This window comes from Mucilaginibacter oryzae, assembly GCF_003148845.1.
In the GTDB taxonomy this organism is placed as follows: domain Bacteria; phylum Bacteroidota; class Bacteroidia; order Sphingobacteriales; family Sphingobacteriaceae; genus Mucilaginibacter; species Mucilaginibacter oryzae.
The window spans coordinates 174,626-191,092 of sequence record NZ_QGHA01000008.1 but is presented as its reverse complement, the minus strand read 5'-3'; the positions used below and the strand labels follow the sequence as shown (position 1 = coordinate 191,092).

The 16,467-nt window shown below is 44.9% G+C and carries 15 protein-coding genes and 1 tRNA gene; 7 read left to right on the top strand and 9 right to left on the bottom strand.

Features of this window, described 5'->3' with window-relative positions:
- From LX99_RS19435 to LX99_RS19390, 9 genes are all read right to left on the bottom strand, one after another.
- The coding region (locus tag LX99_RS19435; RefSeq protein WP_146203168.1) for a helix-turn-helix domain-containing protein at positions 1 to 274 on the bottom strand (274 nt) is incomplete at its 3' end.
- Between the two features lie 48 nt (positions 275 to 322).
- Positions 323 to 1,381 carry a site-specific integrase gene (locus tag LX99_RS19430; protein WP_109609366.1) on the bottom strand — a complete coding sequence of 353 codons (1,059 nt, stop codon included), beginning with the start codon at positions 1,379 to 1,381 and terminating at the stop codon, positions 323 to 325.
- 148 nt (positions 1,382 to 1,529) lie between these two features.
- Positions 1,530 to 1,603: transfer RNA gene (locus LX99_RS19425), tRNA-Pro, on the bottom strand.
- A gap of 55 nt (positions 1,604 to 1,658) precedes the next feature.
- Positions 1,659 to 2,678, bottom strand: coding sequence for an acyltransferase family protein (locus LX99_RS19420; protein WP_146203167.1), 1,020 nt, complete (start codon positions 2,676 to 2,678; stop codon positions 1,659 to 1,661).
- 203 nt (positions 2,679 to 2,881) lie between these two features.
- Positions 2,882 to 3,505: a hypothetical protein gene (locus LX99_RS19415; RefSeq protein WP_109609364.1), complete on the bottom strand. Its 624-nt coding sequence runs from the start codon at positions 3,503 to 3,505 to the stop codon at positions 2,882 to 2,884.
- Between the two features lie 171 nt (positions 3,506 to 3,676).
- On the bottom strand, positions 3,677 to 4,762 hold the full coding sequence (locus LX99_RS19410) for an efflux RND transporter periplasmic adaptor subunit (RefSeq protein ID WP_109609363.1): 1,086 nt from the start codon (positions 4,760 to 4,762) through the stop codon (positions 3,677 to 3,679).
- Positions 4,763 to 4,765: 3 nt separating this feature from the next.
- Entirely contained in the window at positions 4,766 to 8,017 is a 3,252-nt protein-coding gene (locus tag LX99_RS19405; RefSeq protein WP_109609362.1) for an efflux RND transporter permease subunit, read from the bottom strand.
- Positions 8,018 to 8,029: 12 nt separating this feature from the next.
- Entirely contained in the window at positions 8,030 to 9,421 is a 1,392-nt protein-coding gene (locus LX99_RS19400; protein ID WP_109609361.1) for a TolC family protein, read from the bottom strand.
- 234 nt (positions 9,422 to 9,655) lie between these two features.
- Complete coding sequence (locus tag LX99_RS19390; RefSeq protein ID WP_146203166.1) at positions 9,656 to 10,024, bottom strand: hypothetical protein; 369 nt, start codon at positions 10,022 to 10,024, stop codon at positions 9,656 to 9,658.
- Between the two features lie 172 nt (positions 10,025 to 10,196).
- Between LX99_RS19390 and LX99_RS19385 the strand changes: the two genes are divergently transcribed.
- The 7 genes from LX99_RS19385 to LX99_RS19355 all read left to right on the top strand — a co-directional run bounded on the left by LX99_RS19385 (position 10,197) and on the right by LX99_RS19355 (position 16,306).
- Positions 10,197 to 10,439: a hypothetical protein gene (locus tag LX99_RS19385; RefSeq protein ID WP_109609358.1), complete on the top strand. Its 243-nt coding sequence runs from the start codon at positions 10,197 to 10,199 to the stop codon at positions 10,437 to 10,439.
- Between the two features lie 6 nt (positions 10,440 to 10,445).
- Entirely contained in the window at positions 10,446 to 10,874 is a 429-nt protein-coding gene (locus LX99_RS19380) for a hypothetical protein (RefSeq protein WP_022832665.1), read from the top strand.
- A gap of 169 nt (positions 10,875 to 11,043) precedes the next feature.
- Positions 11,044 to 14,370: a DUF4175 family protein gene (locus LX99_RS19375; protein ID WP_109609357.1), complete on the top strand. Its 3,327-nt coding sequence runs from the start codon at positions 11,044 to 11,046 to the stop codon at positions 14,368 to 14,370.
- Between the two features lies 1 nt (position 14,371).
- Positions 14,372 to 14,794: an ATP-binding protein gene (locus LX99_RS19370; protein WP_031267038.1), complete on the top strand. Its 423-nt coding sequence runs from the start codon at positions 14,372 to 14,374 to the stop codon at positions 14,792 to 14,794.
- Positions 14,794 to 15,219 carry an rRNA maturation RNase YbeY gene (ybeY, locus tag LX99_RS19365; protein WP_109609356.1) on the top strand — a complete coding sequence of 142 codons (426 nt, stop codon included), beginning with the start codon at positions 14,794 to 14,796 and terminating at the stop codon, positions 15,217 to 15,219. The genes LX99_RS19370 and ybeY overlap by 1 nt, the downstream gene beginning before the upstream one ends.
- 40 nt (positions 15,220 to 15,259) lie before the next feature.
- Positions 15,260 to 15,775, top strand: coding sequence for a glutathione peroxidase (locus LX99_RS19360; RefSeq protein WP_109609355.1), 516 nt, complete (start codon positions 15,260 to 15,262; stop codon positions 15,773 to 15,775).
- 183 nt (positions 15,776 to 15,958) lie between these two features.
- Positions 15,959 to 16,306: a hypothetical protein gene (locus LX99_RS19355; RefSeq protein WP_109609354.1), complete on the top strand. Its 348-nt coding sequence runs from the start codon at positions 15,959 to 15,961 to the stop codon at positions 16,304 to 16,306.
- The last annotated feature ends 161 nt before the right edge of the window (positions 16,307 to 16,467 follow it).

Below are 16,467 nucleotides of genomic sequence, written 5' to 3'. Positions count from 1 at the left end.
GTTCCCGTTGCTCCTGACTAAGGCGGGCTGTCCGCCCGCGGCCTGGCTTATCTTTCAGCCCGGCTACCCCTTCCTTTTCAAAACGATGCACCCAATTGGTTATTTGTTTAAAACTTGTGTTATATAAATCTTCCAGTTTTCTACTTGGTTGACCCTTAGCTACCTGATAAACTGCATATAAACGAATACCTATTGTATACTTCTCATCATCCCGAAAGAGTGCCTTGATTTCTTCAGGGGTGTAGTTTCCTACTTTTAATACAGGTCTTGACATGATTGTATCTCTTTTTTTAAAGATACAACAAATTTGTGTAATTAATTATTAGATTTTATATAAGGTTATATGTATGGTTGTGTCTAAGATGGGGAACACAAAGCCACCAGGAACTTTATAGTTTGTTTTGAAGTAATCCAGTATAGCCTTATTGTGCTCATTAATGGGTATTTCAAACTGGCCTCTGGTTTTACGGCGTACGTAGGTTATATGCGTGTCCGAAATGTCGCTCCATTTAAGATAGCTGATATCAACAAAGTTCATTCCTCTGCTGTAGTAGCTGAAAAGGAAGTATTGTTGAGCGAAGTGCAGCCATGAGCCAGGTATTAGGTCAAGGGCCTTGAGTTTAGCTATCTTATCCAATGTGATTGCTATTTTCTTCGTTTTGCTGTCAAGCCGCTTGTTAACTGAGTACTTTTTTTCACCGAAAGGGTAATCTTCAGGTTTTAAAAGCTTATCCTCAATGGCTTGATTAATGACCCTCTGAATATTACGAATCTTAACGCTGATGGTTGTGTCTTTATTCTTTCGCTCGTTCCTTAACCAATACTCAAAGCTTTCCAGAAAACGAACGGTAACATCTTTAAGTAGAGCATCGGGCCTAAACTTCTTCAGTGAACGTTGAACTTCATAGGTTAGGCCTGACAAACCGACCCTTCCTTGTTCATCAAGTAATTTTATTTGTTGATCGTAATAGGCTTGTAGTGTTGTTTTTGCCGGTTGCTCTTCTACGGTTACCCGCTCAATGTACTCTTTCCTTACCTCTTTTTTCTTTAGATCAGCCTCAAAATGCTCAAAAGAGAAAGGAAAATTGTTTTCATCATAACGTTTAAGGATATTGCGAGCGTCGTTAAGTTTTACGCTTAACACCTCGTTACATTCTTTATAGGCAGTAAAGCTTTTGCGGAATTTGCCCAGCCCGTTATCTTCTTGTTTCGCTATGATCCAGTCCTCAGGTTTACATTTAAAAGGTAATGATTGATCGGTGATCAATGTAGAGATTGAAAAGTACTTTTGTTTTTTTCCTTGAGATACTCTTAGCGCAACGGCGTATTCGCCATTATTTAATTTGTAAGTTGTGTTTAATACGATCGCTACCGTAGCCATAACTGTTGAGGTTATGACGATTTACGACAGTTCAAAAGGGGGAAAGCTACCGTATACTGAACCGTATACCTGAAGCTTTAAAATCAAAAAAAGCATATCCAATTAGTAAAACTACCTCTTAAATATGCTTTCTATTGCTTGTTTCCTGTCGGGATGGCGGGATTCGAACCCACGACCTCCAGCACCCCATGCTGGCGCGATACCGGGCTACGCTACATCCCGATTAATGTATAGCCGGGTTGCAAATATAATTATGCAAGGCAAATTGCCAATAATTTTATGATTTTTTTGTTGCGCCTGCCGCTTTACCCGCACTAAGTTTTTTACCGAGGTTGATGGCCGGTAGTTCGATGTAACGGTGTACCGGTTTCGAAAAACCGGTAACCAGTAATACCAAAACAATATCGGCCATAAAGTTTAAAAGGCCGTTGCCTTTTAACGGGGGCTGATCCCTGAATTTATTGAGCAAAAGAACGGTTAGGGGGATATGGATGAGGTAAATGGCGTAGGATAGGTCGCCGAGTTTGCTTAAGGCGTTTGGTTTAACGGGCCTGTAGTGCGATAGCACGATCAGCATGATGGATATAAGCGTACTGATAAAAAATAAGGCTTCCTGCCCGGTGGGGTAAAACGCGTATAAAGCCAGCCCAAGTAAAAGAAAATTGATCGCCCGGTTATTTTTGCCATCGTGCAGAAGTTTAAAAACCGCTACACCCGAGGCAAACAGCGGCCAGAACCTGAGGATTACGCCTGCTCCCTGGTCGGGCAGGGGGATGATGCAGGTAATGGCGGTTATGATCACCAGCAGCGGCGTGAAAAGGCTTTTTTTGACCAACCCGCAGAAAAAAATGATGATATAAAAACCGGCTTCGAGGCTCAACGTCCAGCAAACGCTATTGATGGGTTTCTGTGCGGTTATGGGCGAAGTTAGCAGCGTTACCGCGCGAAAGATTTCGACGGGGCTTTTGGGTAATACAACCATAGAGTTGGTGCCATAAATGAGCTTGCCGATCAAAACAACCAGCAGGGTTAAGGCCATGCTAAACCAAAACGGCGGAAAGATCCTGAAAAAGCGGCGGATAATAAAGCCGGCTGGCTTGCGGCTGTGATTTAACGCGATCATGATGCAGTACCCGCTGATGACAAAAAAAACAGGTACGCCCAGTCGCCCGTATGTGGCAAAGAAATTTGTGTAAAGGTTATCAGGCTTAAACGCGAGCCATACATATTGATGGTAAAGCATTACAGATACAGCCGCTATAAATCTGAGCAGATCGATAAGGTGGTTTCTTTTCAAGCCGGGTTGAGTATAAGGTGATTTGACGAGGCGAACCAATCGCCTCTTTAATTTTTAACAGGATCAAAGATACTGAACGGGAGGCGAAAAAGTTTAATTACAACCTCATTCTTGAGGCAACGATTCAGTCTGTCGTCCACTAAGAACTATTCAGATTAGTTGAGAATAAGTCTCCATGCCATATCCACCCAACTCCGTTTTTCTTATTTAATATCTTTAAAGGGAAGGCCTTCCAGGTTTTTTATTTGTATTGATGGAGCCCGATATGGTTCTTTTAGGATTGAAAGCAGTTGCTTTTCCTTGCCTGCTGCAAAGCCAAGTTTATAACTAATGTTATCTTCAGTTGTCATAAAAACATTATCATATTCGTTGTCGTCTTCCGCGAGGAAGAGCATAACCTTTTTGTTTTTACTTTTATCTGTTATCCAATCGTCAGATGCTTTAGTAGTGACCCATGCAGTTACCTTTGATTGCCACTTAATATCAACAGGATATTTAAGAAAGTTAATCACATAACAGAAAGTAACGAAGTCGGTATCATAAGGAAATGTTACAACAAAGGAATTTGAAGATATTGTGACAACCCTTGGCAAAGCTACAAAGCTATCCTTATTATACATATTACAAAACGTTGTTAACGCGTTTTCAATATCATTTTGTTGTACGTTATTTACAAGGATTAGTTTATCATTCTCTTTTTGAACCTTGGGCAACTCTTCATCTTGCGGACGAATTGTGTTTTGGGCGGACTGGCTTGTAGTGTTAATACATGCTTTTAAAACAAAGGCAATTGCAACTATAATTGCAGAGACGAGTAAAATTTTCATTTGGCTTAGTGGAATTCTAAAGTAAAGAATTTACGGTACATTCTTCCATAGCAAAGAATCATTTGCAAAGTTTAATTTTGACAAACGAAGCAATCAACCCAACCGGCTTTTCAGATATGAAGCTGGGGATTGCTTCGCTTCATATTACTTAAGATTAGAGGTTATTAAAATCTACTCTATCTCATCCCCATCCTTAATGGCATCGCTGGCCTGGGTAATGATCTTCTCATTGGGTTTCAGGTCGCCAAAAACTTCGGTCGAGTCGTGGCTGCTCAGGCCTTCCTTGATGTCAACCAGTTTGGCTTTACCGGCGTCAACCACTACCACGTATTCCCGCTCGGTAGATCGTACAATGGCCGTGTTGGGCACCAGCAATGATTTCGCCCCCGACAGCATCGGGATCTTTACTTCGGCGTACATGCCGGGTTTCAGGGCGTTGTTTTTGTTTTCAACGTCAATTTCCACCGCTTCCGAACGCATGCTGCCCAGCGCGTTGGCCGAGCGGCTGATTGTGGCCTTTTGCTCCGAGCCGGGCATGGCGTTAAAGGTAAAGGTAACCGGCTGTTTCAGGTCAACCTTATCCACATAATTTTCGGGGATAGCCACTTCCAGCCTCAGCTTGCGGGTATCCTGCAATATTAGCATCGGGATATCGCCGGCTTTTCCCGGCGCTACCAGCGCCCCCGGCGATACATTACGTTGCACAATCATGCCATCAAAAGGGGCGTACACATTCAGGTAACCCTGCATGGTTTTTACCGAGGCCATGTTGGCGCGTTCGGCTTCGGCAATGGCATTATCGGCGCGCATGCGGGCGTTGGCGTTGTCAAGGTCAAGCGGTGATACCGAGCCGGGTTCGGCGGCGGCCTGTTTTAAGCGGTTGTATTTCTCTTTACTGGCGTTGGCCGTTTCCTGTGCCTGCAAAAAGCGGGAGTTAGCCGCCTGGAACTGCGATTCCATTTCTGGCGCCTCGAGGGTAAGCAGCAGCTGGCCCTTTTTTACAATCGAGCCACGATCTACATAAAGTTCCTTCACAAAGCCGTTAACCCGGGGGAAAATGTTCACCTCGTTAAAGGGCTTTAACTGTCCCGGCAGACGGGCCGAGCTGGACAGGGCTTTTTCGTTAACGGTGCTTAGCGGGTATTTTTTGCCGGCCGGTGTATTATCGGCGGTAAGGTCTACCGGTTTTTGGTTGCCCGAGCATGCCGCGAAAAAGCAGGCGATAAGGGCCGTAATGATGATATGTTTGGTTTTCATGATTTATACTGTTTGGAGGTTGCTTTCTGTAGTTTCTTCGGGTTGTTCGCCGGGCATTAATGATGGCGATTGGTAGGTGGTTTTTTCCTGTACCCAGGCAAATACCAGCGGCAGGATAAATAAAGCCGCCAGGGTAGAGGCCAGCAGGCCGCCGATAACCGCCCTGCCAAGCGGCGCGGTTTGTTCGCCTGCTTCGCCCATGCCCGATGCCATCGGGATCATCCCGGCAATCATGGCTAAACTGGTCATGAGGATAGGGCGCAGCCTGATGGATGCGCTGGTTACGGCGGCGCGTGTGGCGTCGCGGTATTCAAGGCGAAGCTTTTCGGCGTTGGTAACAATCAAAATAGCGTTGGCAACCGATACCCCGGTAGACATGATCATCCCCATATACGATTGCAGGTTAAGTGTAGACCCGCAGATGAGCAGCGCCGTGATTGACCCTAAAATAACCGCGGGCACGGTTGATAGTACCGTAAGCGAAACCTTAAATGATTGATAGTTGGCGGCCAGCAATAAAAAGATCACCAAAATGGCAAAGGCCAAACCGTTTTGCAGGCTGGTTAAAGTTTCAACCAACAGGCTCGACATCCCTTTTACCTCGGCTATCAAACCTTTGGGCGGGTTGCCAACTTCTGCCAATGCTTTTTGCACCGCCGATGTAGCCGTGCCCAGGTCCTTTTTGTAAATGTTGGCGCTCACGGTTAAAAACCTGCGCGGCCCGCTGCGGTCGTATTCGCCGGGGGCGCACTCGGTTTTAAAGTCGGCCACATCGGCAAGGGTGGGGCTGCTTTGGCCTTTTACCAGGGGGATCTCCTTCAGCTCGTCCATGGTGTTCATCACATACTCGGGCACCTGTACCTGCACCTGGTAGGTATAGGCCGATTTATCATCAAGCCAGAGGTTTTTCTCGGTAAAACGGCTTGACGAGGTGCTTGCCGTAACCGAGCGGGCTATATCTTTAACATTCAGGCCCAGTTGCGATACCTTCAGCCTGTCCAAAGTAATAGATACCACCGGGAAGCGCTGCGGCTGATCGATCTGCACATCGCGCAGGTAAGGGATCTGCTTTAAGCGGCTCAAAACCTTGTTGGCATAATCCTGTATCTGCTGCATGTTTTTACCGGCCACCTGCACCTGGATTGGGGTTGAGGCGCCCTGGCTCATGATCTTCTCGGTCATGTCTATCGGTTCAAAGCTGATGCTCATTTCGGGCAGCTGGTGCGCGATGTTTTTGCGCAGGGCATCCTTAAGTTCGTCCATGTTTACATGGTACTTTTCATCAAGGTTAACCTGCAAAACGGCCTCGTGCGTACCGGTGTTGAATACATACAGGTTACTGCTGCCAAAACTGCTTGGAATAAGGCCGATATAGCCCGACGAAATTTCAACATGGTGGTTCACCGTTTTGTCGATAATGCTCAGCACCTGTTTAAACTTGTCTTCGGTACGTTCCAAACGTGTACCTTCGGGCTCTTTAATGCGCACCTGGAACTGGCCGTTGTTCAATTTCGGCATCATATCCTTGCCTATAACAACGAAACCAACTGCCGCCAAACCGATAACGCCAATAAGATAAACCAGGATGATGGTTTTTTTACGTCCCGTCCAACGGCTGATGATCTTCATGTAGCCCATTTTCACACGCTCAAAAAGATCATTCTTTTCGGGGTGTTCTTCCTCGTTTTTCAGGTGATCATTCACCTGTATTTCTTCGGGCCTGTTTAAAGCCTCGCCTGCGTGGGCATGCACTTCCCCGTGGTGGTAGTGCTGGTATTGTTCGGCCTTGATCAGCCAGTTGCTCATAATAGGCACCAGGGTCTGGGCTATCACATACGATACGATCATGGTTAACCCGATGGACATCGAAAGGGGCAAAAACATAGCCTTGGGCACACCATTCATCATAAACGATGGCGCGAATACGGCCAAAATACAAAGCAGGATCAGCAATAACGGGAAGGAGATCTCCTCGCAGGCATCAAAAATGGCCTGCCGCTTGGATTTGCCCATCTCCAGGTGCTGGTGAATGTTCTCGATGGTTACCGTGGCCTGGTCCACCAAAATACCGATGGCCAAAGCCAGCCCGCTCAGCGTCATGATGTTGATGGTTTGCCCAAACAGGCTTAACAGCAACACGCCTATCAGGATAGATACCGGGATGGTAATTACCACAATGAGGCTGCTTCGCCAGTCGCGCAAAAACAGCAGTACCATCAAGCCGGTAAGCAAGGCGCCCAGGCCGCCCTCGGTCATCAAACTTTTTACCGAGTTCACCACGAATACCGACTGGTCAAACTCGTACGAGATTTTTACATCATCGGGCAGCAGGTTCTGCATTTCGGGCAGCTTGCTTTTCAGGGTTTGTACCACGGTCCAGGTAGAGGCGTCGGCGGTTTTTACTACCGGGATATATACTGATCGTTTGCCGTTGATGAGCGCGTAGTCAACCGTAACGTCGGTACCATCGCTTACCCGGGCGATGTCTTTAATATAGATAGGCACACCGTTTTTGGTAATTACCGGGATATTGCCAAAGTTTTCGCTGTTTTTGATGAGCGAGTTTAAGGTGGTTAAATAGATGGTATTATCCAGCCTTAAATTGCCGGATGGCGCCATGGTGTTGAATTTGGATAGGGCCTCAACCACCTCATCGGGCGTTAGGTTAAAGCTGCGCAGCTTACTTGGGTCGATACTGAGGATGATGGACCTGGCATTGGAGCCAAATGGCGGCGGTGCCGATAAACCCGGAATGGTGGCAAACATAGGCCTGATACGGGTGGCTGCCATATCATAAATATCCTTCAGGCTGGCGGTTTTACTATCAAACACCAGTTGCCCTACCGGTAACGATGAGGCATCAAACCTTACCACCTGCGGCGGCAACGCGCCCGGCGGGAAAAAGCTTTGCGCGCGGTTTACCTGTAAGGCTACCTGGGCGCTGGCCTCGGCCATATTGGTGCTTTCATAAAACGAAAGCTTGATGAGGGTTAGCCCCTGGATATTTTTACTGCTGATATTTTTGATGCCGTTTACATACAGAAACTGATCCTGCAAACGGGTACTGAAAAAACCCTCCATTTGCTGCGGCGACATGCCCCCGTACGATTCGATTACATAAATGGTAGGCAGGTTAAGCTGCGGGAAAATATCTATGGGGATGTTGATTGCGGCAAGTACTGCGAAAATTAAAAGGCTAAGGGTGATAACCACCGTTGTTATGGGCCTTTTAAGCGCGGATGTGACCATTGACATAGTGTTCGATTTTTAGTTTAAAAGGTTTAAAACAGTGTTCACCTCGTTGCCGCTCAACGCTTTCTGGAAAAGCGCGCTCGAAAAGGCGTACCGGGCCTGCACATAATCGGTTTCGGCGCGGTAAAGGATATTTAGGGCGGCATTCAGGTCGATGATATCTGTTAACCCGTTTTTGTACAACGATAGTTTCTGGCGATAACCGGCGTCGGCAGCCTTTAGCTGGTTGGGGATCTCTTTAAGGCGTTCGCGTGCCGTGTTCAGCTCTACATTGGCCTGGCTTATTCCTAATGATAACAGCGACTTTTGCTCGTTCAGTTTTTTTTGCGCATAATCTGTAGCGGCACGTTGGCTGCTTAATTTCAACTGCCTCCGCCTGATATCAAACAGGTTATAGGAGATGCCGATGCCAACCAGGTAATTGTTCCGGTCAAATCCCCAGCCGCTCGACAGGTTGTTGAAATGATCATTAGCATCCACGCTCGATCCGCGGCCCCAGGCCGCGGCCTCCAGTAATATTTTAGGGTTATATTGCTTTTTAACCAGGTTTTCCTGCGCTACACTGTTTTGCAGCAGCGATTTATAGTAATTGATAAGCGGATGGTTGGTCGTATCCGCGTCCGAAATGGCAGGCAACAACACCGATGCTGTCAACTTCGTTTCGATGGTGGTATCCGGGACTATACGATCTGCCGGTAAGCCGCTCATCTGTGCCAAACGCAATTGTACCTGTTTAAGCTGGTTTTCCAGTTCGATGTTGTTGAGGCGCGCTTTTGACAGCTCGGCTTCGGTAATACTGGTATCAACACCCGGCCTCACGCCGCTTTTGGCCAGCGACCGGATAGACCGGACGATCTCTTCGTTGCGGCGAATGTTTTTCTGTTGTATGTTGATATAGTCCTGCAGCCGCAGCAATTGCAGGTAATAGCCAATGGCATAGGTTTGCAGCTGGTATTTTGATTGTTGAAACTGATCCTGCGCCAGCTGCACTTCCGATCCTGCTACCTTGTTCTGCGCGCGGTATGCTCCAAAATTGTAAACTTCCCAATCAAGGGCGGCAATACCCAAATTGGTAAGTGTAGCGCTGGTATTGCTTTCATCACGCACCCCGCGCGAGTTTGAAGGGATGATCCCGAAGCCAAAGTATGGCCCGGCAGTGTTATTATTGGTACCTATATCGGCCTGGTAGTTCAGTTTCAGGTTAGGCAACCAGTTATTGCGGGTTTCAACGGCCTGCGCCTGTTTAATGCTGATACCTGCCGAATCGGTAATGAGCGAAGGTGCAGTATTGCCAATTTTGCTTAAAAGCGTTTTTAACGTTAGCGGTGGTATATCTTGCTGTGCACATGCGTTACCGGCCATCAGCAGTAACAGCACTATGCACAAATACCTGTTAAGATGTTGCATCTTATTTTTATGAAGATTAAAAAAATTAACAAAACGGGTTTGAAGGGCTTATGGAAGAGAGAAGGGGAGATACCGATCCGCACTCGTCATTGCGAGGTACGAAGCAATCGCGAACTGTACAGGGCAGGCCTGCCTGTGTGGGATTGCTTCGTACTTCGCAATGACGGTTTGGGCGATAAAAAGCTTAACCCTCTTGCGTAAGCAAAAAGCAGGATCGTGTAGGCGCTAAAAATATCAGATAGTAAGCTTGCCCGATAGCAGGTATAATGGGAGTGAGCCATCAATGGCCGAAGCCAGACGGTCAGAAAAAACACCTTTCAGCTTCTTGTCAATGCCGAAAGCAAATGGGAAAATAATATTGAGTAACGATGAAAAGAGCAGCAACCGCGACACCGGAGGGTTTGCCAAACGTTGCTGCGCATAATCCGGGTGCGATTCGCTGGTTTCGTTAAATTCCTGTTTGCGTTTACTGAAAGCCTTGATCAATATGGTCATATTGGTTCCCGACTTAAGCTGCTCATAATAGCTAAAGCCAATAAAAGGCTTCAGTGTAAGCATCAGCACAGCGAAACAAAGGCAATATTTAACTTTTAATCCGGCCACGTGGAGTATAAACGCAATAATGTGCTCAAAATTGATAAGAAAATGGTTAATAGCTTCGTTGTAACAAAAAAGTTGCCTTCGTTAATTTGATTCGATTTGCTTTGGGCTTCATAATGTTAAAAAATGTTAATTTAATAGCATTTTTTAAACGCTATTTTTAACTTGTATTACCATGAACCTATCCGCTGTTAATACTATTGCTTTTAAAACGGTTAGTATAATGATAAGCATCGTGCTGATAGTTTTAACAGTTGTTATAGCAATGCATCATTTATATGTTAAAGCGGGTGTCGCGCTGGTTTCGGCAGCTATAACCGGTATGCTGAGCGGGAACAAATCAGCGTTCATATCATGGCTGCTTATGTTGGGTACATTTTTATTATCGGTTTATATTGTTGGCTTGCTTGATAAATGAGATCTTATGGACAGATCATTTTTATACAGTTTAAAAGTTTGGCTGCTCATGGTAATCGTAGCGCCACTGTTGCACCTGGCATTGGCATGGCTCCTTATGCCCAACCCGCAAATTAGCCTTATCGATGAAATAAAGAAGGATTATATTGTAGCCGCAGATATTGTGTTGCTGCTAACTATTCCGTTTGCCGTTATATTCTGGATATCGGTTTCATCGCTGTTAAAAAAACATGCGCCCCACTATGTAAAGCAGGCGCTTACTACGGCAATATTTGTTATTGTGGCCCTGTGCTTCCTGGAGCTGCTTTTTGAAAAAAGGGCATTGTCTGTAACATCCATCGTAGTGATAGTTGCCCCTTATGCCATTGCAGGCATTTCGGGCATCTGGCTGCATGAGCTTGAACCTGCTGAATTGGAAGAAAAGGAGAATGCTTAAACCGCGTTGCTGTTTTAAAGCATTTTTCCGGCTAACTTATCATTATAACGTTAAAGTGAAATGTATTTTAACTATTATTGCTTTAAATTTTTAACTTAAACCAATAATATGTATTAATTGCGCCGCTTTTTCGTTTAGTAAGATGGTGTGCCGTTGATCAACCCGCAGTATGACCCCAACTGATAATTATGAACTTTTGCTTGGCAAAATCAATACTTTCATCCGGAAGTATTATTTCAATAATTTTCTGCGCGGGCTTATTTTTTTAGGCGCCGGTTTATTTACCGCCTATGTGGTGATTGCCCTTGGCGAATATTTTGGCAACTTCAGCATCCTGCTGCGTACCATCCTGTTTTATTTTTTTATCCTGCTTAATACCGTTCTTATTTGCTGGCTGGTGCTGCCATCGTTGCTGGCCTGGCTTAAAGTGGGCAAAACCCTGAGCCATGACGAAGCCGCCGAAATTATAGGCAGGCATTTTCAGCATGTTAATGATAAACTGCTTAATACACTACAGTTAAAAAAACTGGCCGCCGCAGATGAAAGCCACCGTGCGCTGATTGAAGCCAGTATCGACCAAAAGGTTGAAGCTTTAAAGCCTGTCAGTTTCCCCTCAGCTATCAATCTTAAAGAAAATACCAGGTATTTAAAATGGGCGCTTGGCCCTTTGGGTGTTATTGTTATTATCGCTTTGGCGGCACCGTCTGTTTTAACCGAGAGCACCAAAAGGCTGATCAGGCATGATGAGTATTTTGTGCCCGCGGCTCCGTTTAAATTTGTTGTGCAGAATAAAAACCTTTCGGTTGTGCAGGGCGACGACCTGAAGCTTGATCTGAAACTGGAAGGCGACAAGCTGCCTGCCGATATTTATGTAGAAACAGGCAACAATACTTTTAAGCTTGATAAAGAAAGCACCAGCAGGTTCCACTACCAGTTCAGCAACCTGCAGCAGAATACCAAATTCAAACTATCAGGAAACGGCTTTAGCTCGGCAGTTTATGAAATAAAGGTTAACCGGAAACCCGCCCTGCTCCATTTTGATGTAGATTTGGTTTACCCGGCCTATCTTCATAAAAAAAATGAAAACCTGTTAAACGTCGGCGACCTCACTATTCCTGAAGGTACCGTTGTAAACTGGCGCCTGCATACCCAATATGCCGAAGCCCTGCAATTTGATATCAATGGCCAAAGCCGTAAGGCCGTTCCATCCAAAGAAAACGAGTTTGTAGTTAAAGAACGCATTCTGAAAAACGCGGTTTATAAATTTTTGCCGCTCAATTCGGCCGTGAGTCACTGCGATTCGGTTGCTTATCGCATTAATGTGATTGCTGATGAGGCGCCGTCTATCTCGGTAGAAGAAAAGCCCGATTCTGTAAGTATGAAGGCTTTTTATTTTAACGGGAAGATCCAGGACGACCATGGTTTTTCATCCCTTACTTTTCATTATACCATCGATGCGAACGGGAATAATAAATCCAGGGATTTCAGTAAAAAAGTGAATGCCGATCTGGCTGGGGCGCAGGCCGGTTTCTTTTACTTTTGGAACCTGAAAGATATGGGCATCAATCCCGGTGACCGTGTGAGTTACTATTTCGAGGTTGCTGATAACGATGGCGTGAATGGCGCCAAAACAGCGCGCACTACCAAACGTACCTTGAATGTACCCGACAGCAGGGAGATAGAACAGCAGTTGAATGCCGGGAGCAAGGCCATTAAAGATAAAATGCAATCGGCCATCAAGCTGGCCGGGCAGGTTGAACGCGAGGCGCAAAAGCTTAATCAAACCCTGCTTAACAAAAACACGCTGAGCTTTGACGAAAAAAAGCAGGTGGAGGATTTAATGCAGAAGCGGAAGGACCTGGAAGATTTGGTAAAAGATATACAGGCTGATAATAAGAAAAACTTATATAACCGGCAGGAAAGCCGGCAGCAAAGCGAAGAGATCCTGGCTAAGCAGAAACAAATTGAAGATTTGTTTAATAATGTGCTGGATCAAAAAACAAAGGAATTGCTTCAAAACCTGCAAAAGCTGTTGAACGATCAGCAAAAAGATGCCACCCGCGATGAACTATCCAAAATGCAAATGGATAATAAATCGTTAAAAAAGGAACTTGACCGCGTTTTGGAATTATATAAAAAACTGGAGTTTGAACAGAAACTAAACCAGAACCTCGATCAGTTAAACAAACTTGCCGACGAACAGCAAAAACTCGCGGAGCAAACGCAAAAAAAAGGTGCCGATCAGCAAAGCCTGCAGCAGCAACAGGATAAATTGAAACAGGATTTCCAGGAGATAAAGAAGAATTTTGATGATTTGAAGAAGGCCAACGAACAGGCCGAGCGAAAAGCAGACTACCAAAATCCAGAAAAGGAAACACAGGATATTGAAAAACAAATGGAGCAGAGCGCCGGTGACCTGCAAAAGAAGAATAATCAACAGGCCGCTAAATCGCAGCAGCAGGCGGCTAAACAAATGAAACAGCTTGCTGCCAAAATGCAGAAAGATAATGACGAAGGCGAATCGAAAGAAAATGCCATTGACGCGCAACAGCTTAGAGAATTATTAAAAAGCCTGGTGAACAGTTCGTTTAACCAGGAAAAGCTGATGCAAACATTAAAAGGCACTAATCCAACAGATCCGCAATATGTAACGTTATCGCAACAGCAAAAAGATATCCGCGATAACTTAAAAACGGCCGAAGACAGCCTTTACGCCATCAGCAGAAGGATCCCGCAGATCCAGTCTACCGTAAACAAGGAAATAGCCAGTATTAACGATCATATTGACCAGGCCCTCGCGCAACTGGGCGACAGGCATACGCTGGAGGCTAACCGCAACCAGCAATATGCCATGACATCCATGAACAACCTGGCCCTGATGCTGAGCGAAGCCCTTGCCCAGATGCAAAAAATGATGAACAAGGGCGGCAGCGGTAAAGGTAAGCAGCAGTCGATATCGCAGCTGGCCAAAATGCAGCAGCAGCTTAACCAGAATATGCAGAAAGCCCGCGAGCAAATGCAGCAGCAGGGCAACCAGGGGCAGGGTAAGCAAGGCAGCCAGGGTAACATGAGCGAGCAGTTTGCCAAAATGGCCCGCCAGCAGCAGATGATACGGCAGGCTTTACAGCAAATTGACAGGAACGAAAACAAGGATGGTACCGGCGTATTGGGAAATCTGGATAAAATATCCAAAGAAATGGAACAAACCGAACGTGATCTCGTAAACAGGAAGATTACAGATGATGCTATTAAAAGGCAGCAGCAGATACAAAGCCGGTTACTGGAGGCTGAAAAGGCCGAACAGGAGCGGGAACAGGATGAGCAGCGGCAAAGTAATGCCGGTAAAGACCTGCCTCCGGGATATGTAAAAGCCTTGCAGGGGTACCAGCAGCAAAAGGCAAAACAAACCGAGCAGATCCGGACAGTATCTCCGGCACTCAATTTGTACTACAAACAAAAAATTAAATCTTATTTTGACCAACTTAATGCCAAATAATATGGAACAGGCAAATGTTCAAACCAGCGAGCTTTATACGTTACAGCTGCCATCAAAAACGGAGAGCATAGCGCAGCTTGAGCAGCTGATAGAGGAAATTGCTGATAAACATAACGTAGCCGAAGATACTTTTGCCAACATGATGACCTGCCTTAACGAAGCCGTGATTAATGCTATAGTACACGGCAACAAGCTTGACGAAACCAGGAAAGTGATTGTTAATGCCGAGGTTGAACCGCGCCGTATTGTATGGACAGTGACAGATGAAGGCCCCGGCTTTGATTACAACAACCTGGCCGACCCGACAGCGCCCGAAAACCTTGAAAACCTGACCGGGCGTGGTGTGTTCATTATTAAGCACCTGGCCGATCAGTGTATCTTTAATACCACAGGGAATGAAATTGAACTTCACTTTAAGATCTGATGCCGGCGATTAATTTTTTTGAAGAGGATATATCCTTCAAGCCGAAACAAAAAGCGCAGTTGCGCCGGTGGATAAAGGATACCATTGTTGCCGAAGGATTTAAACTGAAAGAGTTAAACTACATTTTTTGCTCGGATGCTTACCTGTTGCAAATAAATCAGCAATATCTTGATCACGATACCTATACAGACATTGTAACCTTCGATAATTCGGAAGTTGAAGGCGATATTGTTGGCGACATTTTTATTTCTATAGACCGCATCCGCGAAAACGGCGCTAAATTTAAAACCGGAGAAGCGGACGAATTGCACCGGGTTATTATTCACGGAGCTTTGCACCTGTTGGGCTATACCGATAAAAGTGCTGTTACAAAACAAAAAATGACACAAAAAGAAGACGAGTATTTAGCTAAAAGGGATTTTTAGCTTTACTTTTATTGTGGATAATAAAATCAATTAAACAACCATGAAAACACTTGCACTCATCATCGCCTTATTATTTACGGCGGCGCCATCATCAGTATATGATTTTAAACTTAAAACCATTGATGGCAAGGATTTTACCTTGGCTAAATACAAAGGAAAAAAAGTGTTGATTGTAAACACTGCCTCGAAATGCGGTTTCACCAAACAATACGCCGACCTTGAAAAATTATCTGAGCAATACAAAGGCAAACTGGTGGTAGTGGGCTTCCCGGCTAACAACTTTGGCGGCCAGGAACCGGGCACTAACCAGGATATCAAAACCTTCTGCAAAGAAAACTTTAACGTAACTTTTCCGATGAGCGGGAAGGTAAGCGTTGTAGGTCTTGATATCGATCCTTTGTTTCAATATCTTACCACGGCGCCCAACCCAGATTTTACCGGCGATATTAAATGGAATTTTGAAAAGTTCCTGATTGATGAAAACGGTAAACTGATCCACCGTTTCAGATCACAAACTACGCCGCTATCTGAAGATATTACCAAATACCTGAACTAAAATTCGGGCTATAGAATTTAACTGGCCCCGGCATTAGCCGGGGCTTTTTTTTTGATTTTTCGATATAGTAATAGCACATCAATCGCGATATCTGAACAATAGATACGCACTAATTGGTTTGCGACTGGGGCGTATGACAATAATGAATTTAATTGTTTAAGGGGAGTTTTTTATATTAGTGGGATGGATATAAATAAGGTTTGGAGTAGAATTGGTATGCTTGTGTTTCTTTTTATCGTGGGAGTTTGGCCTATTTATACTGAAATAGATCTACATTATTTAGAAACCTATAATGGTATCGTAATTGAAAAGCAGGAATCACCGCCCCCTAAAAAAATGCCTGAATTAGTAATTAAAGGCGCGAAGAGAACATTTCCATGTTGGAAATGGGCGGGGATTGATTTTGATTCCGTAAAGCTTGGTGATTCTATCGTCAAAAAAAAGTATAATAGTTTTGCCTATTACTATAAAAAAACATCCGCAGGAAAGTACGTTAAAATTAAACTTAAATACTGGACCCGCACATTTTAAATTTTAGTAATGGGCGGAGTTTTTCACTACACCACTTCCAATATAGTTGGCTTTTTATCATGCTATAGGGTATGAAGCACTTTTATTTGATGGCAATTTTATATGCCAATATCAATTATGCTGGTCATTTTACACATTAACAACAATCTTTTGTATAAACT